Origin of the sequence: Ruegeria sp. HKCCD4315 (assembly GCF_013112245.1) — a bacterium.
In the GTDB taxonomy this organism is placed as follows: domain Bacteria; phylum Pseudomonadota; class Alphaproteobacteria; order Rhodobacterales; family Rhodobacteraceae; genus Ruegeria.
Genome location: NZ_WVRN01000001.1, coordinates 2,794,958 through 2,815,623, shown reverse-complemented (window position 1 = coordinate 2,815,623; position 20,666 = coordinate 2,794,958). Strand labels below are relative to the sequence as shown.

At 57.7% G+C, this 20,666-nt stretch carries 21 protein-coding genes; 13 read left to right on the top strand and 8 right to left on the bottom strand.

Translation table 11 applies throughout. From position 1 onward, the window contains the following. The first annotated feature begins 2 nt into the window (after positions 1 to 2). Positions 3 to 1,745, top strand: coding sequence for a peptidoglycan -binding protein (locus GS646_RS13975; protein WP_171186443.1), 1,743 nt, complete (start codon positions 3 to 5; stop codon positions 1,743 to 1,745). A gap of 111 nt (positions 1,746 to 1,856) precedes the next feature. Next, entirely contained in the window at positions 1,857 to 2,513 is a 657-nt protein-coding gene (locus GS646_RS13970; protein WP_171186441.1) for a phosphotransferase, read from the top strand. 18 nt (positions 2,514 to 2,531) lie between these two features. On the opposite strand, the gene GS646_RS13965 is transcribed toward GS646_RS13970, so the two are convergent. The 3 genes from GS646_RS13965 to gloB all read right to left on the bottom strand — a co-directional run bounded on the left by GS646_RS13965 (position 2,532) and on the right by gloB (position 6,822). Beyond that, complete coding sequence (locus GS646_RS13965) at positions 2,532 to 3,419, bottom strand: YHYH protein (RefSeq protein WP_171647765.1); 888 nt, start codon at positions 3,417 to 3,419, stop codon at positions 2,532 to 2,534. A gap of 136 nt (positions 3,420 to 3,555) precedes the next feature. Next, positions 3,556 to 5,880: an ATP-dependent Clp protease ATP-binding subunit ClpA gene (gene clpA / locus GS646_RS13960; RefSeq protein ID WP_171091746.1), complete on the bottom strand. Its 2,325-nt coding sequence runs from the start codon at positions 5,878 to 5,880 to the stop codon at positions 3,556 to 3,558. A gap of 174 nt (positions 5,881 to 6,054) precedes the next feature. Continuing rightward, the gene (gene gloB / locus GS646_RS13955) at positions 6,055 to 6,822 is read right to left on the bottom strand and encodes a hydroxyacylglutathione hydrolase (RefSeq protein ID WP_171186437.1); all 768 of its coding nucleotides are present in this window, start codon (positions 6,820 to 6,822) and stop codon (positions 6,055 to 6,057) included. Positions 6,823 to 6,883: 61 nt separating this feature from the next. Between gloB and GS646_RS13950 the strand changes: the two genes are divergently transcribed. From GS646_RS13950 to GS646_RS13920, 7 genes are all read left to right on the top strand, one after another. After that, positions 6,884 to 7,618, top strand: coding sequence for a class I SAM-dependent methyltransferase (locus GS646_RS13950; RefSeq protein ID WP_171091742.1), 735 nt, complete (start codon positions 6,884 to 6,886; stop codon positions 7,616 to 7,618). 302 nt (positions 7,619 to 7,920) lie between these two features. Next, a complete protein-coding gene (locus GS646_RS13945; RefSeq protein WP_171186436.1) occupies positions 7,921 to 8,481 on the top strand; it encodes a F0F1 ATP synthase subunit delta in 561 nt (186 codons plus the stop codon). Further along, positions 8,482 to 10,020 carry a F0F1 ATP synthase subunit alpha gene (atpA, locus tag GS646_RS13940; protein ID WP_171091738.1) on the top strand — a complete coding sequence of 513 codons (1,539 nt, stop codon included), beginning with the start codon at positions 8,482 to 8,484 and terminating at the stop codon, positions 10,018 to 10,020. A 12-nt stretch (positions 10,021 to 10,032) separates the two neighbouring features. After that, complete coding sequence (locus tag GS646_RS13935) at positions 10,033 to 10,911, top strand: F0F1 ATP synthase subunit gamma (RefSeq protein WP_171186434.1); 879 nt, start codon at positions 10,033 to 10,035, stop codon at positions 10,909 to 10,911. An 18-nt stretch (positions 10,912 to 10,929) separates the two neighbouring features. Continuing rightward, entirely contained in the window at positions 10,930 to 12,354 is a 1,425-nt protein-coding gene (atpD, locus tag GS646_RS13930) for a F0F1 ATP synthase subunit beta (protein ID WP_171647766.1), read from the top strand. Positions 12,355 to 12,366: 12 nt separating this feature from the next. Further along, positions 12,367 to 12,777: a F0F1 ATP synthase subunit epsilon gene (locus GS646_RS13925; protein WP_171647768.1), complete on the top strand. Its 411-nt coding sequence runs from the start codon at positions 12,367 to 12,369 to the stop codon at positions 12,775 to 12,777. Positions 12,778 to 12,891: 114 nt separating this feature from the next. Beyond that, positions 12,892 to 13,242: an H-type lectin domain-containing protein gene (locus tag GS646_RS13920; RefSeq protein WP_171091731.1), complete on the top strand. Its 351-nt coding sequence runs from the start codon at positions 12,892 to 12,894 to the stop codon at positions 13,240 to 13,242. Positions 13,243 to 13,281: 39 nt separating this feature from the next. Here the strand turns inward: GS646_RS13920 and rpiB are convergent, their stop codons facing one another. Both rpiB and GS646_RS13910 read right to left on the bottom strand, forming a co-directional pair. Beyond that, complete coding sequence (gene rpiB / locus GS646_RS13915) at positions 13,282 to 13,731, bottom strand: ribose 5-phosphate isomerase B (RefSeq protein ID WP_171186432.1); 450 nt, start codon at positions 13,729 to 13,731, stop codon at positions 13,282 to 13,284. A 112-nt stretch (positions 13,732 to 13,843) separates the two neighbouring features. Continuing rightward, positions 13,844 to 14,863, bottom strand: coding sequence for a ribose-phosphate pyrophosphokinase (locus GS646_RS13910; protein WP_171091728.1), 1,020 nt, complete (start codon positions 14,861 to 14,863; stop codon positions 13,844 to 13,846). A 107-nt stretch (positions 14,864 to 14,970) separates the two neighbouring features. On the opposite strand from GS646_RS13910, the gene GS646_RS13905 reads away from it, so the two are divergent. Next, positions 14,971 to 15,573 (top strand): 2-hydroxychromene-2-carboxylate isomerase, encoded by a 603-nt coding sequence (locus GS646_RS13905; RefSeq protein ID WP_171091726.1) that lies wholly within the window; start codon positions 14,971 to 14,973, stop codon positions 15,571 to 15,573. Continuing rightward, entirely contained in the window at positions 15,570 to 16,394 is an 825-nt protein-coding gene (locus GS646_RS13900) for an alpha/beta fold hydrolase (protein WP_171647770.1), read from the top strand. The genes GS646_RS13905 and GS646_RS13900 overlap by 4 nt, the downstream gene beginning before the upstream one ends. Here GS646_RS13900 and GS646_RS13895 read toward each other — a convergent pair. The 3 genes from GS646_RS13895 to GS646_RS13885 are packed head-to-tail and all read right to left on the bottom strand — an operon-like array spanning position 16,381 to position 18,817. Beyond that, entirely contained in the window at positions 16,381 to 17,415 is a 1,035-nt protein-coding gene (locus tag GS646_RS13895; protein WP_171105590.1) for a low specificity L-threonine aldolase, read from the bottom strand. The two genes, GS646_RS13900 and GS646_RS13895, sit on opposite strands and share 14 nt — an antisense overlap. Further along, a complete protein-coding gene (locus GS646_RS13890) occupies positions 17,415 to 17,888 on the bottom strand; it encodes a YcgN family cysteine cluster protein (protein ID WP_171186428.1) in 474 nt (157 codons plus the stop codon). Before GS646_RS13890 ends, GS646_RS13895 begins: the two co-directional genes overlap by 1 nt. Beyond that, on the bottom strand, positions 17,885 to 18,817 hold the full coding sequence (locus GS646_RS13885) for a bifunctional riboflavin kinase/FAD synthetase (RefSeq protein WP_171186426.1): 933 nt from the start codon (positions 18,815 to 18,817) through the stop codon (positions 17,885 to 17,887). The genes GS646_RS13890 and GS646_RS13885 overlap by 4 nt, the downstream gene beginning before the upstream one ends. A gap of 259 nt (positions 18,818 to 19,076) precedes the next feature. On the opposite strand from GS646_RS13885, the gene GS646_RS13880 reads away from it, so the two are divergent. Both GS646_RS13880 and GS646_RS13875 read left to right on the top strand, forming a co-directional pair. Beyond that, on the top strand, positions 19,077 to 19,658 hold the full coding sequence (locus GS646_RS13880) for a methylenetetrahydrofolate reductase C-terminal domain-containing protein (protein ID WP_171186424.1): 582 nt from the start codon (positions 19,077 to 19,079) through the stop codon (positions 19,656 to 19,658). Further along, entirely contained in the window at positions 19,655 to 20,665 is a 1,011-nt protein-coding gene (locus tag GS646_RS13875; RefSeq protein ID WP_171186422.1) for a methylenetetrahydrofolate reductase, read from the top strand. The genes GS646_RS13880 and GS646_RS13875 overlap by 4 nt, the downstream gene beginning before the upstream one ends. The last annotated feature ends 1 nt before the right edge of the window (position 20,666 follow it).

Below are 20,666 nucleotides of genomic sequence, written 5' to 3'. Positions count from 1 at the left end.
CCATGGCGCTGTCCCGCCGCACCGGTCAACGGTTCCAGGGCTCGGTCTGGCCCGGATTCGTGGATGCGATGACGGGGCTGTTGATGGTGCTGACCTTTGTCCTGACCATCTTCATGGTGATCCAGTTTGTTCTGCGCGAAACCATCTCGGGTCAGGAAGACGAACTGACCACGTTGGCCGACGAAGTTGCGGCGCTTGCTGGTGCTCTGGGTTTGGAAGAGCGTGAGAACAGCCGTCTGCAGGCCCGCCTCGGGGCGCTCAACACAACCTTATCGCAAGCCGAGGACGATTTGGCCCAAGCGCAATCGCTGATCGCATCGCTGACCACCGAACGCGACCGGCAGGCCGCGGCGCTAGACCAAGCTCAGACGCGGATCACCGATTTCGAAGCACAGGTTGCTGCTTTGCTGGCTGAACAGGAACAGGCGCTGGGCAATATTGCGGCGCTTGAGACACAGCGCGAGCAATTGCTGTCCGAGCAGGAGGCATTGAACCTCGCTCTGGCCCAAAGCCGTGAAGAAATTGATGCGCAGACCGAAGCCGCCCGACTGGCTGCTGCGCGTCGCGAAGCGCTGGAAGCTTTGGTCGCGGATCTGGAACAAAGCGGTGAGGAACGTGCAGCGCAAATCACGACCCTTGAACAGCAACTGAGCGACGAAGAAGCCGCCCGCCTGGCCGAAGCTGCCGCCGCCGAGGCGTTGCGAAATCGGCTGCAAGACGCGGATGCTGAGCTGACGGCCATGACCCTTGCATTGGAAGCGCAACGCCAAGAGGCCGAAGACACACTGACACTGCTGGCCGCCGCTCAAGCTGCGCAGGCCGAGTTGCAGCGCAGGTTCGGCGATCTGGATCCGGACGCGTTGAAGGCTCAGCTTGAAGCCGCGTTGCAGGCGCAGACGCAAGCGCAAGCTGATGCTGACGAACAACGCACTCTGGCTGAACAACGTCAGGCTCTTCTGGCATTGGCCGAGTCGACATTGTCTGATGAAAAAGAAATCTCGGCCGAGGCACAACGCGAGGCGGCCTTGTTGAACCAACAAATCGCCGCCCTGCGCGGGCAGTTGGGGTCGTTACAGGCCTTGCTCGACGATTTTGAAGAGCGGAATGAGGCCGCAGAGATTCAGATCCAAACTTTGGGGCAGGATCTGAACGCCGCGCTGGCCCGTGCCGCATCTGAAGAACGCCGCCGTCGCCTGTTGGAAGAAGCCGAACGCCTGCGCCTTGAGGCCGAAGCCGAAGCACTGGCCGGTCAGAATGAAGAACTGGCCGCGCAGGCGGAAGACCTTCAACGCTATCGTTCAGAATTCTTTGGTCGCCTGCGGGATGTCCTTGGAGATCAGGAAGGCGTACGGATCGAAGGCGACCGGTTTGTCTTCTCGTCCGAAGTTCTGTTCCCGACGGGTTCGGCCGTGCTGTCCACCGAAGGACGCCTGGAGGTTGCCAAAGTCGCAAACATCCTGCGCAGCGTTGCGGCTGAGATTCCGACCGGATTGAATTGGGTGATCCGCGTTGATGGCCACACCGACAACGTCCCGCTTGCTGGCAGTGGCCGATACCGCGACAACTGGGAGCTCAGCCAGGGTCGTGCGCTTTCGGTGGTACGTTACATGGTCGACGCGCTGGGCATCCCGCCAAACCGTTTGGCCGCCAATGGGTTTGGCGAGTTTCAGCCGGTCAATCCGGCTGATACACCCGAAGCCCGCGCGCAGAACCGCCGGATCGAATTAAAACTGACCGAGCGGTAATCCGGCCAATCTGTGACTTAGACGGGCCTGTCTTAACGGGATTTCATCTTATGGCCGATGAAAATTGGCGCATGAACCCTATATCAAACCATAGGTTGATTGGAGTTGTGCGTGACAAACAAGGCGACAGATGTACACTTAGCGGTCCGTAACGCCCTGCGAGCCCCTTATCAGCGCGTAGCCTTGTGCCAAACCCCACAAGGAAACAGATTTTGGCTGAAACGCATCGAACGCTTCGCGCCCCATCTCTGGCTGGTGAAGGGCAAACCCGAACAAGCCTTCGACAGAGATCGATCTTCTCACCGGTTCCTGTGGAACTACGGTGCACCGGTCCCCAGAATTGTGGCGGAAGGCAAAGGGTACTTCGCTGTCCAAGATGCCGGAGCCAGCCTGACAAAGGTTTGCGCTGACAAATCAGTTACGAGCACTGAAAAACTTAGAGCCTGTCGTGCTGCCGGTCAGGCGCTGGCAAGGCTGCATGCGATGGATCTGACCCATGGGCGTCCGGCGTTTCGGGATATGTGTTGGGACGGGCGTCAAATGCGCTTTATCGATTTTGAGTATTTTACGCCCACCAAAGCCGGTCGGCTTCGCAAAGCCCGCGATCTGGGTATTGCGATCCTGTCATCTCTGGCACAGGGCGGTATGGGCTTATACTACGCCTATAGTGTGCTGTCCGCTTACGTTGCGCCGCGGGGCAGGAAACCAAAAGCGCTGCCGGTGCCCTATCCTGTGCCGGTGCGAAACAGTCACCCGCGTATTCGGTGACGAATGTGACAGTTCGCGTTACTGTCGTCCAAACTTAAAGCTTTGATCCGGTGTGCCCATGAAACACCGAGGCACCACTGGATAATCCTCGGTCAGGAAATAGGCATAGGTTCCGCTGGGATACTCGGCTGATACGGTGAAAGCGCCGTTGCATTGGTCCAAATTGCCGTGACCCTGAACATAGGTATAGTCTTCGTTGAACGTGCCGTCGTATCGCCCGTTCGGCTGGGAACCTCCGGGCCTGTTTCCGGACTTCAGGCGATAGGACGATTTCATTTCAGTTACTTTGCCATCGATTTTTCCAGTCATCGCATAGATCGGAAAACCATCAGCGGCGTATCCTATCAGGGGTGAATGATCTGAAGGGGACCACCCCAACAGTTCGATCAGCCCGGTCGGCACACCGTGGTAATGGTACTTTCCGTTCGGCTGAACATGTGCGTAATTTGCATCTAAACCCAGCGCAATAGCACCGCCCAACGCGTTGTAGGACCACCCCGATCCCGGGTCACCATGCCAGAACTCGGCAGCCAGTGGGTCGAACACGACCCCGTTGAGAGAGACGCCAAAATTCCACCCCATGCGCAGGGGCGTGAAGGTTCCATTGGCAGTAGGGTTCGCCGGAAGCTTGAGCTTGACCTTCTGTGTTTCAATTTGGTGTGGATTGCCCCGATTTGGAAACTGGCCAACCAGATGATCCGGAATTCCGTTGCCTGTCACTTTGATCTTGCTGCCTTTCTCTTTCACCGAGGCAATGTTTTCCCCGGGATCAACAGTTGCAGGTACCAATCGTAGAGGTTCAGTTGCCGTCTCGTCGTGATAGCGGAACCTGTGTTGTGCTGTTGCAATTGCCGCTACGGCAGACAGGGCAAAGGCAGCGCCCCAGATAACTGAAATCTTGCTCATGAACCAAACCCTGTTTTTGCGTTCGTTATTGAGAGTTTCACGCAGCAAGACCGAAGTTCCGTCGAACTTTAAGGGAATAATAGAAAAAAGCCCGACGATTTGGATCGCCGGGCTTTTTAAACACATTATTTTCGGGTCAATCTGCCGTCAGCAGCGGAGGCTTGTCACCGGGGATGCGCGGCTGATCCGGTCCCAGAATCTCCAGATCCAGGTCGCCCTTTTTGACCGAGACACGAACCACGCCACCCTTGGCCAGCTTGCCAAACAGCAGCTCTTCGGCCAGAGGTTTCTTGATGTGTTCCTGAATGACACGGCCCAGCGGACGCGCACCCATCTTGTCGTCGTACCCTTTGTCGGCCAGCCATTCGGCGGCTTTGGGTGTCAGATCAATAGTCACGCCGCGATCCAGCAATTGAGCCTCAAGCTGCAAGACGAACTTCTCGACCACTTGCAAGATGACCTCTTTCGGCAGCGGTGCGAACGAGATCACTGCATCCAGACGGTTGCGGAATTCCGGCGTGAACATGCGTTCGATCGCTGCGGTGTCTTCGCCTTCGCGACGGTCGCGACCAAAACCGATGGCTGCCTTGGCCTGTTCCTGCGCGCCCGCGTTCGAGGTCATGATCAGCACCACGTTGCGGAAGTTCACCGTGCGTCCGTTGTGATCCGTCAGCTCGCCATGGTCCATGACTTGCAACAGGATGTTGAATACATCCGGGTGTGCTTTCTCGATCTCATCCAGCAGCAATACACAATGTGGATGCTGGTCGACACCGTCGGTCAGAAGACCACCCTGATCGAACCCGACATAGCCCGGAGGTGCACCAATCAAGCGGCTGACTGCGTGTTTCTCCATGTATTCCGACATGTCAAAGCGCAGCAGTTCAACACCCAGCGTATCCGCCAGCTGCTTCGCAACCTCGGTCTTACCCACACCGGTCGGACCCGCGAACAGGTAGTTGCCGATGGGTTTCTCAGGTTCGCGCAAACCGGCACGAGCCAGTTTGATCGCGCTGGACAATGCTTCGATGGCTAGATCCTGGCCAAAAACCACGCGCTTCAGCGAGGCTTCGAGGTCCTTCAACACTTCAGCATCGTCCTTGGTGACGTTCTTTGGCGGGATACGGGCGATTTTGGCAACAACGGCCTCGATCTCTTTCACGCCAATGGTCTTGCGACGCTTGCTTTCAGCCAGCAAATGTTGTGCGGCACCGGCTTCATCGATGACGTCGATCGCCTTATCCGGAAGCTTGCGGTCATTGATGTAACGCGCAGACAATTCCACTGCGGTTTTGATCGCGTCAGCGGTGTACTTGATCGCGTGATGCTCTTCAAAATAGGGCTTCAGACCCCGCAGGATTTTCACGCTGTCTTCGACCGAAGGCTCATTCACGTCGATCTTCTGGAACCGTCGGCTCAGCGCGCGGTCTTTTTCGAAGTGCTGACGGAATTCCTTGTACGTGGTCGATCCCATGGTGCGCAGCTTGCCACCCTGAAGCGCAGGCTTCAGCAGGTTCGAGGCATCCATCGCCCCGCCTGATGTTGCACCTGCACCAATCACGGTGTGGATCTCGTCAATGAACAGAACCGCGTCGGGATGATCTTCCAGCTCGGTGACAACGGCTTTAAGCCGTTCTTCGAAATCACCGCGATACCGCGTACCGGCCAGCAACGCGCCCATATCCAGCGAGTAGATCGTGGTGTTGGCAAGAACATCAGGTGCCTCTCCTGCCACGATTTTGTGCGCAAGACCTTCGGCGATGGCGGTTTTACCCACGCCCGGATCGCCAACCAGAAGAGGGTTGTTCTTGCGGCGGCGGCACAGCACCTGGATACAGCGTTCTACCTCTGCCGAGCGTCCGATCAGCGGATCAACGTCCCCTGCTCGGGATTTCGCGTTCAGGTCGACGCAGTATTTCCCAAGCGCGCTTTCTTTCTGCTCGGCCTCGCCAGATGTTGTCTGAGCGTCTTCTTCCACCTGATCTGCGCCCGAAACCGAGCGGCTTTCGCCATAAGCAGGGTCCTTGGCCACGCCATGGGCGATGAAATTGACCGCGTCGTAGCGGGTCATGTCCTGTTCTTGCAGGAAATAGGCGGCATTGCTTTCGCGTTCGGCGAAAATGGCGACCAGTACGTTGGCGCCGGTCACTTCGGTCCGGCCCGAGCTTTGTACATGGATCGCAGCGCGTTGAATCACGCGTTGGAACGCGGCCGTTGGAACGGCTTCTGATCCGTCGATATCCGTGACTAGATTCGAAAGATCCTCGTCAATGAATTCCACCAGAGTGCTGCGCAAATCGTCCAGATCGACGCTGCACGCTTTCATGACGCGCACCGCATCGGGTTCTTCCAGAAGCGCCAGCAGCAGATGCTCTAGCGTTGCAAATTCATGACGCCGTTCATTCGCAGCCGCCAAGGCCGCGTGGATGGCTTGTTCCAGTGTGCTCGAGAATGAAGGCACGCGGGTGCTCCTCTGTCTTGGGTCAGAAGGGGGCGGGCTTGCGGCCGGAACCCCATCCCAACCATGTCCTCATACTATTAGAGTTTGGTTGATCGGCGTCCGGCTTCAAGGGTTTTCTTTCACTTGACAGTCACATTTGTTGTGACCGTGGCCGTGAAGAGGGTCAAATAGGCATCAGAACCGGTCTTTTCTACCCCGGATCTCCGCAAATACGGCCTCGGGCCTCGCGCCTGTCATGCCTAAATGGGCTTGAATCGCCGGGTCAGCCGCCCTCAGGAACGGGTTTGTGGCCTTTTCCAATGCCAGAATCGACGGAACCGTGGCTTCTCCGGCTGCTCGCGCCCGGTCAATGTCAGCGATGCGCGCCTTTAGGTCCGGGTTGTCCGGATCGACGGTAATCGCGAATTTTGCGTTGGATTGTGTATATTCGTGTCCCGAACATACCAGTGTGTCCTCGGGAAGAGCGGCCAGTTTACTCAAAGATGCCCACATTTGTTCCGGCGTGCCCTCGAACAAACGACCACAGCCCAGCGCCATGAGACTGTCGGCGGTGAATACCGCGGCACTTTGAGGCATGTAGTATGCGACATGCCCCACTGTGTGGCCGGATACATCCAGAACCTGAACTGGTTCCCCCCCGATTTCAAAGCTGTCGCCCTCGGTCACCTGTAGATCCAGTGGTGGCAAGCGATGGGCATCCGCCGCGGCTCCGATAACCTGTGCAGGGTGTTTTTCCAAAATGCCTGCCAGCCCGTCGACGTGATCCCAGTGGTGATGAGTCAAAAGCACATGAGATAAGGTCCATCCACGCGCCTCCAGCGCCTTTAAAATCGGTGCGGCCTCGGGGGCGTCGATCAGCGCGGTTTGGCCACTTGCGGCGTCGTGGGCCAGAAAGGCGTAATTGTCGCTCAGGCATGGGATTGTAACGATCTCAAGAGGCATGGCTTTTTGCCCTTTCATTGCTAGACTGCGCCCAGCTAAGCCGATTGACCGGATGTCCGCAATGCATCTTGATGTGCAGGATCTGAGGAACTTTTACTACCGCAGCACGTTGGGGCGTGCAGCGCAGGCGGCCATTCGCGGGCGCCTGATTGAACTTTGGCCCGAGGCCAAAGGTCAGACAGTGGCCGGATTCGGCTTTGCTGTGCCGTTGTTGCGCCCGTACTTGGCAGATGCGCGCCGCGTCATCGGGCTGATGCCTGGACCTCAGGGCGTAATGCCCTGGCCTGCAGGGATGCCGAATGTCTCTGTTCTGACCGAAGAAACGCTTTGGCCAATTGAAACCGGTCATGTGGACAAGCTTGTTGTGATGCATGGGCTGGAAACGTCAGAGAGGCCGAACCAGTTGCTGGATGAATGCTGGCGTGTTTTGGGACCCGGAGGTCGGGCCGTGTTCATCGTTCCCAACCGGGGTGGTCTGTGGTCGCGTACTGACAAGACACCATTTGGCTTCGGGCGTCCTTACACAGCCACGCAGCTGGAAAACCAGCTTAAGGCGCATCACTTTTTGCCCGAGGCGCACTGTTCGGCGTTGTACCGGCCACCGTCGTTCCGCCGCTTTTGGCTGAAATCCGGAAGTTTGATCGAAAAAACCGGACAAAGAATTCCCACTGTGATGGCAGGCGGTGTGCTGATGGTTGAGGTCAGCAAGCACATACGCCCCCCCAGCGGAAGCGTGACCAAAGATGCAGTCAAAAAGCCGATTAAGGCACTGGACGGCTTGTTGAAGCCTGCGTGACAATCACGGGCTTTCCGACGCGGCAATAATGCGGGAAAAAAGTCACAGGAATCGCAAAAACCTGCATATTCGTAACATTTTTCAACTGAGCCAACGGGTTCAAACGGTCGCACTTGAGCTAAGTGCATGAAAAGTAACGTTTTGTGGATAAATATGTTACCGCTATAGCGTATTGCTTGGTTCGAACACCTCTGCTACATCCCCGGTGATTTTGATCCCCGCCCTTTATGGACGGGGTTTCTTCACGCCCCCGGGTAGCTGCCGCACGCGAATTCGGGGCCTCAAATATCGGAAGGGTGGACGTGTCCGAACCAGCTTCGATTTCCACGGGCATTGCCGAGCGCTATGCTACGGCGATCTTCGAGATCGCAAAAGAGAACAAAGACCTCGCAGGTCTGGAATCTGGCATCAATGATCTTGCAGCAGCACTGGGCGACAGCGCAGAGTTGCGCGACCTGATCGCCTCGCCGCTGGTTTCCCGCGCCGAGCAGGAAGGTGCAATCACCGCTATTGCCGACAAAATGGGTCTGAACGCGATTCTGCGGAATACGCTGGGCCTGATGGCGCAGAAGCGCCGCCTATTTGTTGTGCCGCAGCTGGTTCAGGTTCTGCGCGACATGCTGGCTGACGAGCGTGGCGAAGTGACGGCCGATGTTGCCTCGGCCAAGGCGCTGACCAAAACACAACTGGAAAAACTGTCCAAGACGCTGTCCGAGCGTGTGGGCAAGACCGTGACTATCAATGCGACCGTGGATGAAAGCCTCATCGGCGGTCTTGTCGTTAAAGTGGGCTCGAAGATGATCGATAGCTCGATCCGTTCGAAGCTGAACTCCCTACAGAATGCAATGAAAGAGGTCGGATAAATGGGAATCCAAGCTGCAGAGATTTCTGCAATCCTGAAGGACCAGATCAAGAATTTTGGTCAGGAAGCCGAAGTGGCCGAAATCGGCCGCGTGCTGAGCGTCGGTGACGGGATTGCCCGTGTATACGGCCTGGACAACGTGCAAGCGGGTGAGATGGTCGAATTCCCCGGTGGCATCATGGGCATGGCCCTGAACCTGGAAAGCGACAACGTTGGTGTCGTTATCTTCGGTTCTGACCGTGACATCAAAGAAGGTGACACTGTTAAGCGCACCAACTCGATCGTGGACGTTCCGATTGGTGACGAGCTGCTGGGTCGCGTTGTTGACGGTCTGGGCAACCCGCTGGACGGAAAAGGTCCGATCAACGCGTCCAAGCGTGGCGTTGCAGACGTCAAAGCCCCCGGCATCATCCCGCGTAAATCGGTGCACGAGCCGATGGCAACCGGTCTGAAATCAGTTGACGCGATGATCCCGATTGGCCGTGGCCAGCGGGAACTGATCATTGGTGACCGTCAGACTGGTAAAACCGCCGTTGCTCTGGACACCATCCTGAACCAGAAAGTTTACAACGACGCAGCAGGCGACGACGAGTCGAAGAAACTGTACTGCGTTTATGTCGCGATTGGTCAGAAGCGTTCGACCGTTGCGCAGCTGGTGAAGAAACTGGAAGAGTCCGGCGCGATTGAATATTCGATCGTTGTGGCCGCGACCGCGTCCGACCCGGCACCGATGCAGTTCTTGGCACCTTACGCCGCGACCGCGATGGCTGAATACTTCCGTGACAACGGCCGCCACGCGCTGATCATCTATGATGACCTGTCGAAGCAGGCTGTGTCCTATCGTCAGATGTCCCTGCTGCTGCGTCGTCCGCCCGGACGTGAAGCGTATCCGGGTGACGTTTTCTACCTCCATTCGCGCCTGCTGGAACGTTCGGCGAAGCTGAACGAAGATTTCGGCGCAGGCTCGCTGACTGCTCTGCCGGTTATCGAAACTCAGGGTGGTGACGTTTCGGCGTTTATTCCGACCAACGTGATCTCGATCACCGACGGTCAGATCTTCCTTGAAACCGAACTGTTCTATCAGGGCATCCGTCCTGCTGTGAACACCGGTCTGTCGGTTTCTCGTGTGGGTTCGTCGGCCCAGACCAACGCGATGAAATCGGTTGCTGGCCCGGTTAAGCTGGAACTGGCTCAGTACCGCGAAATGGCGGCCTTTGCCCAGTTTGGTTCGGACCTCGACGCCGCAACTCAGCAGCTGCTGAACCGTGGTGCGCGTCTGACCGAGCTGATGAAACAGCCCCAGTACTCGCCGCTGACCAACGCGGAAATCGTCTGCGTCATCTTCGCAGGTACCAACGGTTACCTCGACAAGATCGAAGTCTCGGATGTTGGCCGCTATGAAGCCGGTCTTCTGGCACACCTGCGTGGCAAACATGCGGACCTGCTGAAGTGGCTCACCGACGAAGATCCGAAGATCAAAGGTGATGCGTCCGACAAGATCAAGGCAGCGATCGACGAATACGCCGCAACCTTCGCTTGATAGGAGGTTCCGATGCCTAGTCTGAAGGACCTTAAAAACAGGATCGAGTCGGTCAAATCGACCCGCAAGATCACCAAGGCCATGCAGATGGTCGCGGCTGCAAAACTGCGCCGCGCCCAGGAATCTGCCGAAGCCTCGCGCCCCTATGCCGAACGGTTCAATGCCGTGATGGCGGGGCTGGCGGCTTCGGTCGGGGGCAGCGACAGCGCCCCCAAGCTGCTCCGTGGTACGGGCAGTGATGATGTCCATCTGCTGGTTGTGATGACAGCTGAACGCGGCCTGTGTGGCGGCTTCAACGCGAACATCGCCAAGCTTGCCCGCGCCAAAGCGGAAGAGCTGCGCGGCAAAGGCAAGACGGTCAAAGTTCTGACCGTCGGCAAAAAAGGCCGCGACGCGCTCAAGCGTGACTTGGGCGATCTGTTCGTCGGACATGTGGATCTGAGCGAGGTCAAGCGTCTGGGTTATTCCAACGCGCAAGACATCGCGAAGGAGATCCTGTCTCGTTTCGACGGGGGTGAGTTCGACGTTGCCACGATCTTCTACTCGAAGTTCGTCAACGTTGTGACCCAGATCCCGACGGCACAGCAAGTCATTCCCGCGTCGTTCGAAGACGAAGCGGCGGGTGACGACAGCGGTGCAATTTTCGACTACGAGCCCAGCGAAGAGGCCATCCTGGCCGACTTGCTGCCCAAGGGGGTTGCGACCGCGATCTTCTCGGCTCTGCTCGAAAACGGAGCGTCTGAACAGGGTGCACGGATGTCCGCGATGGACAACGCGACACGCAACGCGGGTGAGATGATCGACAAGCTGACGATCCAGTTCAACCGCTCGCGTCAGGCCGTGATCACCAACGAGCTGATTGAAATTATTTCCGGCGCCGAAGCGCTGTAAGAAAACCGGAGACGAAACATGGCGAATGCAAAAGGCAAAGTCACACAGATCATCGGGGCCGTCGTCGACGTGCAGTTCGATGACGCGCTGCCTGAAATTCTGAACGCGCTGGAAACCACCAACAACGGCAAGCGCCTGGTGTTGGAAGTTGCTCAGCACCTGGGTGAAAACACCGTACGTACCATCGCGATGGACGCGACCGAAGGTCTGGTCCGCGGCGAGGAAGTAACCGACACCGGCGCGCCGATCTCGGTTCCGGTTGGTAACGCCACCCTGGGCCGTATCCTGAACGTTGTCGGCGAGCCGATCGACGAGAAGGGCCCGGTTGAAGCATCTGAGGCCCGCGCGATCCACCAGCCTGCACCGACCTTCGACGAACAGTCGACTGAATCGGAAGTTCTGGTGACCGGCATCAAGGTTGTTGACCTGCTGGCCCCTTACGCCAAAGGCGGTAAGATCGGCCTGTTCGGCGGCGCCGGCGTTGGTAAAACCGTTCTGATCATGGAACTGATCAACAACATCGCAAAAGTGCACTCGGGCTTCTCGGTGTTCGCGGGTGTTGGTGAACGGACCCGTGAAGGGAACGACCTGTACCACGAGATGATCGAATCGAACGTTATCAAGCCGGACAACCTGTCGGAAAGCCAAGTGGCCCTGGTTTACGGTCAGATGAACGAACCTCCGGGTGCGCGTGCACGTGTTGCTCTGACCGGTCTGACCCTGGCCGAGCAGTTCCGTGACCAGTCCGGTACCGACGTTCTGTTCTTCGTCGACAACATCTTCCGCTTCACACAGGCGGGTTCCGAGGTTTCGGCTCTGCTGGGTCGTATTCCTTCGGCGGTGGGCTACCAGCCGACATTGGCGACCGACATGGGCGCGCTGCAGGAACGCATCACCTCGACCAAGTCGGGTTCGATCACCTCGGTGCAAGCGATCTACGTGCCTGCGGACGACCTTACCGACCCTGCGCCGGCAACCTCGTTCGCTCACTTGGACGCGACCACCGTTCTGAACCGTGCGATCTCGGAAAAGGGTATCTACCCTGCGGTTGACCCGCTCGACTCGACCTCGCGCCTGCTCGACCCGGCCATCGTTGGTGACGAGCACTACGCGGTTGCGACTGACGTTCAGCAGATCCTCCAGCGCTACAAGTCGCTGCAGGACATCATCGCCATCCTCGGCATGGACGAACTGTCGGAAGAAGACAAACTGACCGTGGCCCGTGCCCGTAAGATCGAACGCTTCCTGTCGCAGCCGTTCGACGTGGCCGAAGTCTTCACCGGTTCGCCCGGCGTTCAGGTTCCTCTGGATGTCACCATCGCGTCGTTCAAAGCGGTTGTCGCTGGCGAATACGATCACCTGCCCGAAGCGGCCTTCCTGATGGTTGGCGGCATCGAAGAAGTGATCGCCAAAGCCGAGAAGATGGCCGCAGAAGCCGCCTAAGGAGTATCCCTGATGGCAAACACGATGCAATTCGACCTCGTCAGCCCCGAGCGGAGCCTTGCTTCGCTCAGCGCGACGGCGGTCCAGATTCCCGGCGCGGACGGGGACATGACGGCGATGCCCGATCATGCCCCTACCATCACCACGCTGCGCCCCGGTCTGCTGAAGGTTGAGGCACCCGAAGGGTCCAGCGAATACCTGGTCACCGGCGGGTTTGCCCAGATCAACGGCGACAGCCTTTCGGTTCTGGCCGAAAAGGCCATTCCGGTGTCAGAAGTGACCCGCGCGCATCTGGACGAGCTGATCGAAGACGCCCGCGCTTCGCATGAGGCGGCCAAGGGTGGCGATGATCAGACCATCGTCGACGATACCGCCAAGCTTCTGGCGGATATGGAAGCGCTTGGGACGCATATGAGCCTGTAATCGGCTCTATAGTCAAAGATTTGAACGGCCTCGCATTTGCGGGGCCGTTTTTTTGTCGTGCTTTTGCCGAATTGCCGGGATAACTTGCGGGAATTCAAGAATAATGATGACAAAATGAAAAAGTTCCTAACCCATCCTATTGGCATTGATCAGGGCGAAGATGTGCTGTTTTCGGAATTTGCCGAAGGCGGTGAGATGTGGACGGGGCAGGGCCCTCGCGAGCGTCGCACGCCCATTCAATTCAAAGAACCGTTTCGGACCCCGCCAATTGTTCAGATCGGAATTTCGCTTTGGGATGTCGACACATCGTCAGCGCTGCGTGCCGAAGTGCAGGCTGAAAACATTACCACCGAAGGGTTCGAAGCAGTGTTTCGCACATGGTCCGACACGCGTATTGCCCGCATCCGGGCAAGTTGGACCGCGATAGGAGAGGTCGCGCACCCGGATGACTGGAATATCTCCTGATCCGGGTTCAGACCATCGCGCTTTAAGGAAGCGCGGTCGTCAGTCGCCCTGTGCTTCGATCATATCCACACGTGTGGCGTGGCGGCCGCCTTCGAACTCGGCCCCCAAAAACGCATCCACGATGTCCAGTGCCTGACCTTCGCCCACAACGCGCGCCCCGATGGACAGCATGTTGGCGTTGTTGTGCTGGCGGATCATCCGGGCCGAAAAGGCGTCTGAACAAACGCCGCAGCGAATGCCCGGCACTTTGTTTGCCGCCATCATGATACCCTGACCGGTACCGCACAGGATGATGCCCAAACCGCAATCACCGGATGCAACAGCCTGGGCTGCGGCTTTGCCGTGCTTGGGGTAATGGGTGCTTTCAGGAGTTGCCGGGCCGATATCGACCACCTCCCAGCCTTGTTGGGCGATGTGTTTCGCCACGGCCTGACGCAGATCGATCGCGGCGTGATCACTGGACAGAACAATGCGTTTGTTTGCGGACATCGGAGGTCACTTTCCTCTTTCGCGGATCCAAGCTCATGCCAGCGAAAGCAAGGCAGAGCAGATCAGTTTTTAAAAAGCAAAAGGGCGGCTTGTTTTGGCCGCCCCCTAGAGCTCAATCCATCTGGTACATGGACTCGTAGATCGGGGTCAGCGTTTTATCTTCAAACAGCGAAGACACGCTGGTGCCGTTCCAGATGTTCAGGATCGCCTGGGTGAAGATCGGCGCGGTTGGTACGATGCGAATGTTCTTGGCTTTGGCAACTTCTTTGGTCGGTTGAATCGTGTCCGTCAGAACCAGCGATTTCATCACTGAATTGGTGACGCGTTCAACCGCAGGGCCGCTCATGACGCCATGCGTGATGTAGGAGTGAACCTCTTTCGCGCCGTTATCCAACAGCACCTGCGCCGCTTTGCACAGCGTTCCGGCGGTGTCGCACATGTCGTCCACGATCAGGCAGATCTTGTCCTTCACGTCGCCGATCACGGTCATCTCGGCCACTTCGCCTGCTTTTTCGCGGCGCTTGTCGACAATAGACAGCGGTGCACTGATCCGCTTGGCCAGCTCACGTGCGCGGGCGACGCCGCCCACGTCGGGCGAAACAACCATGATCTCGTCCAAGTTGTCCTTGAACTGATGTTTCACATCCAGCGCGAAGATTGGCGAGGCATAGAGGTTGTCCACCGGGATATCAAAGAACCCCTGAATCTGCGCGGCGTGCAGGTCCATGGTCAGAACACGTTCAATACCGGCACCGGTCAGCATGTTCGCCACCAGTTTGGCGCTGATTGGTGTGCGGGCCTTGGTGCGGCGGTCCTGGCGGGCATAGCCGAAATAGGGGATTACAGCGGTGATCCGCTGCGCTGACGAACGGCGCAACGCATCGGCGATGATCAGCAGTTCCATCAGGTTGTCATTCGCCGGGTTCGACGTTGGCTGGACGATGAACATATCCTCGCCCCGGACGTTTTCGAACACTTCGACAAAGATCTCGCCGTCATTGAACCGCTCGACCCGCGCATCGACCAGACCCTGGTCGACGCCGCGATACAGGCTCATGCGGCGGGCAATGGATTCGGCAAGCGGAAGATTGGCGTTCCCAGCGATAAGCTTGGGTTCGTGGAGTGTCGGCATCGGCTGAGGTCCCCGGGCAGCTTTGGCAATGTGACAGATTCGTGATGTTGACACCGCTTAGCACGGGTCTAACGTCCCGCAAAGGCAACGCAGCGGAGAAAGTGAACATGACCCAGATTGACTACTATTTTGCGACAATTTCGCCCTACACCTATCTGGCCGGAAACCGGCTGGAAGAGATCGCGGCGAAACATGGTGCGACTATCAACTACAAACCACTGGACATCATGGCCTTATTTTCGCGCACAGGGGGCACCCCGCCGAAAGACCGCCACACCTCGCGCATTGAATACCGTGCACAGGACTTGCTGCGTCAAGCCAAACGTCTCGGGGTGGAATTTAATCTGAAACCGGCGCATTGGCCAACCAATATGGCGCCGTCTTCATATGCGGTTATCGCTGCGACCAAGGACGGTTCAGGGGATGTGGGCAAGTTGTGCCAATTGATCCTGCGCGCTTGCTGGGCCGAAGAGAAAGACGTGGCCCAGGATGACGTGATCCGCGATTGCCTGGCAAATGCAGGATTTGATCCGGAATTGGCAAATAGCGGGTTGCTTGTTGGGGCGGAAACCTACGCTGCCAATCTGGAAGAGGCCGTGGAACAAGGAGCCTTTGGTGCACCATTCTACATCACGCCGGACGGGCAACGGTTCTGGGGACAGGATAGTCTGGATGATCTGGACCAGCATCTGGCTGAGACGAAGGGATGACAGCTTCGGCTGTCTCACCACAATCCGTCTTCGTCAGGCGGTTGGGAGAGGGCGCGCGCAAATTGCTCGCCCTCCATTGTACCATTGCGCATTCCGGGGCGTGGTCGGGATTGGCCAAGGCGTTGGACGGTAAAGTCTCTTTGGTCGCGCCAGATATGTTGTCTCATGGGCGCAGTCCAGATTGGGACGGGCAGGGGAACTTCTTTGATCACGTCACCAATAACGCTGCGGCTGAACTGACGGGGCAGATGGACGTCGTTGGCCATTCTTTTGGGGCGATTATTGCACTGAGACTGGCCTTGGAGCATCCCGAACGCGTCCGAAGCCTGACATTGATCGAACCCGTCTTTTTTGCCATAGCACACCGGGACGCGCCGGATTTGTTCGATCAGCATGAGAAAGATATTGAGCCGATAAACAGCGCCTTTAATGAGGGCGAAAACGCTCTGGCCGCACGTTTGTTCAACCGGATGTGGAGCACTGGCATCAGCCCGAAATGGCCCGATTTACCCGAACGGACGCGCGCTAACATGGTGCGTGGGATACATGCCGTTCCAGCCGTGCACTCGGTGCTTTATGATGATCAGGCCGGTTTGCTCAAAGCCGAGACGCTGGAACGTGCCGCCATGCCGACCCTGATCCTGAGCGGATCAGAAACCCATCCCGTAATCCCCGCCATCTGCGCGGGTTTGGAGCATCGCCTGCCGCAAGCGCACCATGCGGTGGTTCCGGGCGCAGGGCACATGCTGCCCATTTCGCACCCTCATGAAACAGCGGCGCTGCTTCAAGCGTTCTGGCAATCCAGTCCTACAGAAGATTGAGAAACTGATCGATCTGGGATGTTCCAATAGACCAGTCGCAGACCAACCGGCACGCCAGGCTTTCACCGTCATCCTCACCCTCCAGCTCATCCCCCCAAAGGTGATAGATCGCACCGGCGTTATGCAGTTGCTTGTGCTTGGCGCGCGAGAAAGAGGCAAAGACCATGTTGGCTTGCGGTTCATGCAGGAATTCAGCGCCCTTGGCGCGCAACCCGTCGGCAAGACGGGCGCAGTTGGCGTTGGCCTGACGCGCCAGTTTCAACCACAGATCATCTTCAAGGTAGGCGGCCATCTGCGCTGACAGATAACGGTGTTTCGAGAACAGATGCGCCCCGCGCTTGCGTCGCAGTTCAAATTCCCAAGCCTTGCTTTCATCGAAAAACACAACCGCTTCGACCCCCATCAGGCCATTTTTTGTGCCGCCAAAGCTGACAGCATCCACGCCCGATTTCCAGGTCATCTCAGCCGGGGAGCAATTCAACGCGACCAGCGCATTGGTAAAACGCGCACCGTCCAGATGCACCGGAAGGCCGTATTCCTTTGCCACCCCGCACAGTGCCTGCAGTTCCTCCAACGAATAGACTGATCCGCGCTCAGTGACCTGAGTGATCGACACAGGCCCGCGTTGCGGTCCATGCACACCGCGTGTTTCTTCACCCAGGATCGATCCGCGTAATGCTTCGGGTGTCATCTTGTCACCGCCAGGCACAAGGGTCAGCTTGGCACCGCTGTAAAATTCAGGCGCGTTGCACTCATCCTCGTGGATATGGGCAACCGGAGAGCAGAAGACCGACTCCCACGGGTTCGACAGCGTCGCAAGAGCCAGAGAGTTCGCCGCGGTCCCGGTGGCCACAAGATACACAGCAGCGCCCGGTGCTTCGAAAATGCTGCGAATGCGGTCGCGCACCTCGTTCATCAGCGCGTCAGCACCATAGGCCATCTGATAGCCCTGATTGGCCTCGGCCAGTTTTGCCATGACCTGAGGGTGTACCGGGCCGGAATTGTCAGAGGCGAAATACATCAGGATGGCTCCTCAATAATATAGTCTTCCCACTCTTCCATGGGGGTTTCGAACTCGGACACTGTACGTCCCTGAACCGACATGCCTGCCGCGTGCACGCTGTCGGGCGTACCAGATATCAAAGGATGCCAGTCGTAAAGGGGCTTGCCTTCCCACAACAGGCGATAGGCGCAGGTTTGCGGCAGCCAATAGGCATGTTCGTCTATGTTGTCGGGGGTCATCACAATACATTCGGGCACGAACTGGTGCCGGATATCGTATTGCGTACAGCGGCAGCTTTCATCGTCCAGCAGCCGGCAGGCGACACAGGTCAGTGCAACCTCGCCGGTGTCTTCGTCTTCCAGCTTGTTCAGGCAGCACTTGCCGCAGCCATCACACAACGCTTCCCATTCGCGCTGGTTCATCTTCCGCAGAGGTTTGCGTTCCCAAAAACGGGCGGGCAGGCCGGTGCGCTCGATCGGATCCGTGCTCATAAGGCGGCCAGAATGCCGCGGGCTTTTTCGCAATCTGCATCCATCTGGGCAATCAGCCCGTCCAGCCCATCAAAGGTAAGTTCTGGGCGCAGGAAATCGATCAGGCCGACAGACAGGGTTGCGCCATAAAGATCGCCGGAAAAGTCGAAAAGGAAGGTTTCGATATTGGGCACTTCACCCTGAAACATTGGTCGAACTCCAATCGAGGCCGCACCGTGGTAACTGCCCTGATGCGGGCCATCCAGTACGTCGACCAGAACGGCGTAGACACCAAATTTCGGCAGGTGAAGACCTTCAATGGACATGTTTGCAGTGGGAAACCCCAGCTCGCGCCCACGCTGTTCACCGCCGACAACTTCGCCTTCGATCCTGTGCCAATGGCCCAGCATCGCCGCTGCATCACGCGGGCGGCCTTCGCTTAACGCGGTCCGAATTGCAGTTGACGAGACCACGTTCTCGGACCGCTCCATCAGTGGGGCGATCGTCACGCCAAACCCCATCTCTTTCCCAAATCGGACCAGGTCATCGGCTGAACCGCTGCGGCCTTTGCCAAAGCAGAAATCAGCCCCCACCACCACATGCGAAAGGCCCAGCCCGTCACAAATCACGGTGCGCGCGAACTCTTCCGGTGAAAGCCCGGCCAGCGCTGCATTGAAGGGCAGCTCGTAGAGCTTTTCTACACCCAGTTTTTCCAGCCGGTGCGCTCGTGCATTACCGCGCATCAGGCGGAACGGAGGCGAATCCGGCGCAAAGTATTCGCGCGGATGCGGTTCAAAGGTCATGACACCCAGCGGCGCGTCAGGAGCTGCTTGGCGGGCCATTTCGATGACCGACCGATGCCCCACATGTACGCCGTCAAAGTTGCCGATCGCTACGCTGGCGCCGCGATCTTCTGGCTCGACAAACTGGAAATCCCGGATGATGTGCATAAGCGATTGCGTAGCGTCGCGTCGCGATGAGTTCAAGCGGCAGTTTGAATTCTGCAAATGCCTCGGTCTGAATTCCCCCGAACCCAACAAAACGCCCAACAACAACGCCAAAGCATCCACCACATGGCATTATGCGCAAAGCCAACTGCTTGATTCAAAAAAATACCTGCGTGTAGACTGAACATCCGGATCTCAGGATGCGCTGCGACCCGGTTCAAGCCCGGCCAGGTTCAATAGAACCCAGCACAGGAGGCAGACCATGTATCGATTGCGACTGTTCGCGATTCGCCATGCCCGCACATTCGAGTGGATTTACAAGTGCGTCGAACGCGGCATGGTCGCGATGGATCCGCTTTTTGCAAAGATCGGCTACAACCGCGTCGAACGCCCCATAGCGTTGGTCGAAAAGGGCGTCAAAACCCTGTTGTTCGACTGCAAGATGTGCGGTCAATGCGTGTTGTCATCGACCGGCATGTCCTGCCCGATGAACTGCCCAAAGCAGTTGCGAAATGGTCCGTGTGGTGGCGTGCGTCCAGGCGAGTTCTGCGAAGTGAAGCCTGACATGAAATGCGTGTGGGCCTTGGCTTGGGACGGAGCCAGCCGCATGCGGCACGGGGGTGAAAAGATAAAGGAAGTTCTGCCGCCAGTGGAGCACACGTTGAAAGGCTCGTCGTCTTGGTTGCGGGTCAGCCGCGAGATTGCCGCGCAAGAACGCGAGGCCCGCGATGCCGCGCGTGTAACCCTTGCCGAAGCCTTCCCGGAGGCACGTGAAAACGAACCTTCCTCAGCGCCGCTGGCCACCGAGCCGCCCAATGCAATGAACCGGGAACTGAAGAAATGAACGACCCACATCGCAACGCGGTAGAGCCAATCGGCTATGTTCCTGTTCCTGACGGGTATGTATCGCACAGTCGATTGGAAAGGGTCTTGCGCTCGGGTCGGTTTGCGGTGACGGCCGAGTTGAACCCACCCGACAGCGCTGACCCCGAGGATGTTTTTCAGGCCGCGCAGCCGCTTGGAGAGGTTGCTGACGCAATAAACGCAACCGATGCTTCGGGCGCGAATTGCCATATGTCTTCGATTGGAATTTGCGCATTGCTGACGCGCGCTGGTTATTCTCCGGTGTATCAGATTTCCTGCCGGGACCGGAATCGCATTGCCATTCAGGGCGATGTGCTTGGGGCCGCAGCGCTGGGCGTGAGCAATGTTCTGTGTCTGACCGGTGATGGCGTTGGCGTGGGGGATCAACCGGGGGCAAAGCCGGTATTCGACTTTGATTCCTTAACCTTGCTGCGAACAATCCGAACCATGCGCGATCAGGGAAAATTCCTCTCGGGCCGCAAGATCACACGTCCCCCTCAGCTGTTCTTAGGTGCGGCAGAGAACCCTTGCATCCCGCCTTATGACTGGCGTCCTGATCGTCTGGCGAAGAAGGTTGAAGCAGGGGCCGAATATATCCAGACCAACTATATCTACGACATTCCACTTTTTGAGAAATTCATGGATCGGGTGCGGGATGTCGGTCTGGACAAGAAAGTCTTCATAATCGCTGGCGTGGGGCCGATAGCTTCGGCGCGCGCGGCGCGTTGGATGCGCAGCAATGTGCCCGGAATTCACATCCCGGACCAGGTTATTGAGCGGATGGAGAAGGCCGAAAAACCTGCTGAAGAAGGCAAAAAAATCTGTATCGAGCTGATCCAGCAGATCCGCGAGATCGCTGGCGTCTCGGGCGTTCATGTGATGGCCTACAGACGCGAACACGTGGTGTCAGAAATCATTCTGGAATCCGGTGCTTTGAAAGGGCGCAGGCGCGCGCGCCCTTCTTCAGGACTTCGTGCAGAAAGCTAGA

Coding starts and splice junctions, on each gene's coding strand:
- GS646_RS13975 (WP_171186443.1), top strand. CDS start 3: ATGGCGCTGTCCCGCCGCACCGGTCAACGGTTCCAGGGCTCGGTCTGG.
- GS646_RS13965 (WP_171647765.1), bottom strand. CDS start 3,419: ATGAGCAAGATTTCAGTTATCTGGGGCGCTGCCTTTGCCCTGTCTGCC.
- gloB (WP_171186437.1), bottom strand. CDS start 6,822: ATGCCTCTTGAGATCGTTACAATCCCATGCCTGAGCGACAATTACGCC.
- GS646_RS13950 (WP_171091742.1), top strand. CDS start 6,884: ATGCATCTTGATGTGCAGGATCTGAGGAACTTTTACTACCGCAGCACG.
- atpA (WP_171091738.1), top strand. CDS start 8,482: ATGGGAATCCAAGCTGCAGAGATTTCTGCAATCCTGAAGGACCAGATC.
- GS646_RS13935 (WP_171186434.1), top strand. CDS start 10,033: ATGCCTAGTCTGAAGGACCTTAAAAACAGGATCGAGTCGGTCAAATCG.
- atpD (WP_171647766.1), top strand. CDS start 10,930: ATGGCGAATGCAAAAGGCAAAGTCACACAGATCATCGGGGCCGTCGTC.
- GS646_RS13925 (WP_171647768.1), top strand. CDS start 12,367: ATGGCAAACACGATGCAATTCGACCTCGTCAGCCCCGAGCGGAGCCTT.
- GS646_RS13920 (WP_171091731.1), top strand. CDS start 12,892: ATGAAAAAGTTCCTAACCCATCCTATTGGCATTGATCAGGGCGAAGAT.
- rpiB (WP_171186432.1), bottom strand. CDS start 13,731: ATGTCCGCAAACAAACGCATTGTTCTGTCCAGTGATCACGCCGCGATC.
- GS646_RS13910 (WP_171091728.1), bottom strand. CDS start 14,863: ATGCCGACACTCCACGAACCCAAGCTTATCGCTGGGAACGCCAATCTT.
- GS646_RS13905 (WP_171091726.1), top strand. CDS start 14,971: ATGACCCAGATTGACTACTATTTTGCGACAATTTCGCCCTACACCTAT.
- GS646_RS13900 (WP_171647770.1), top strand. CDS start 15,570: ATGACAGCTTCGGCTGTCTCACCACAATCCGTCTTCGTCAGGCGGTTG.
- GS646_RS13895 (WP_171105590.1), bottom strand. CDS start 17,415: ATGTATTTCGCCTCTGACAATTCCGGCCCGGTACACCCTCAGGTCATG.
- GS646_RS13890 (WP_171186428.1), bottom strand. CDS start 17,888: ATGAGCACGGATCCGATCGAGCGCACCGGCCTGCCCGCCCGTTTTTGG.
- GS646_RS13885 (WP_171186426.1), bottom strand. CDS start 18,817: ATGCACATCATCCGGGATTTCCAGTTTGTCGAGCCAGAAGATCGCGGC.
- GS646_RS13880 (WP_171186424.1), top strand. CDS start 19,077: ATGTATCGATTGCGACTGTTCGCGATTCGCCATGCCCGCACATTCGAG.
- GS646_RS13875 (WP_171186422.1), top strand. CDS start 19,655: ATGAACGACCCACATCGCAACGCGGTAGAGCCAATCGGCTATGTTCCT.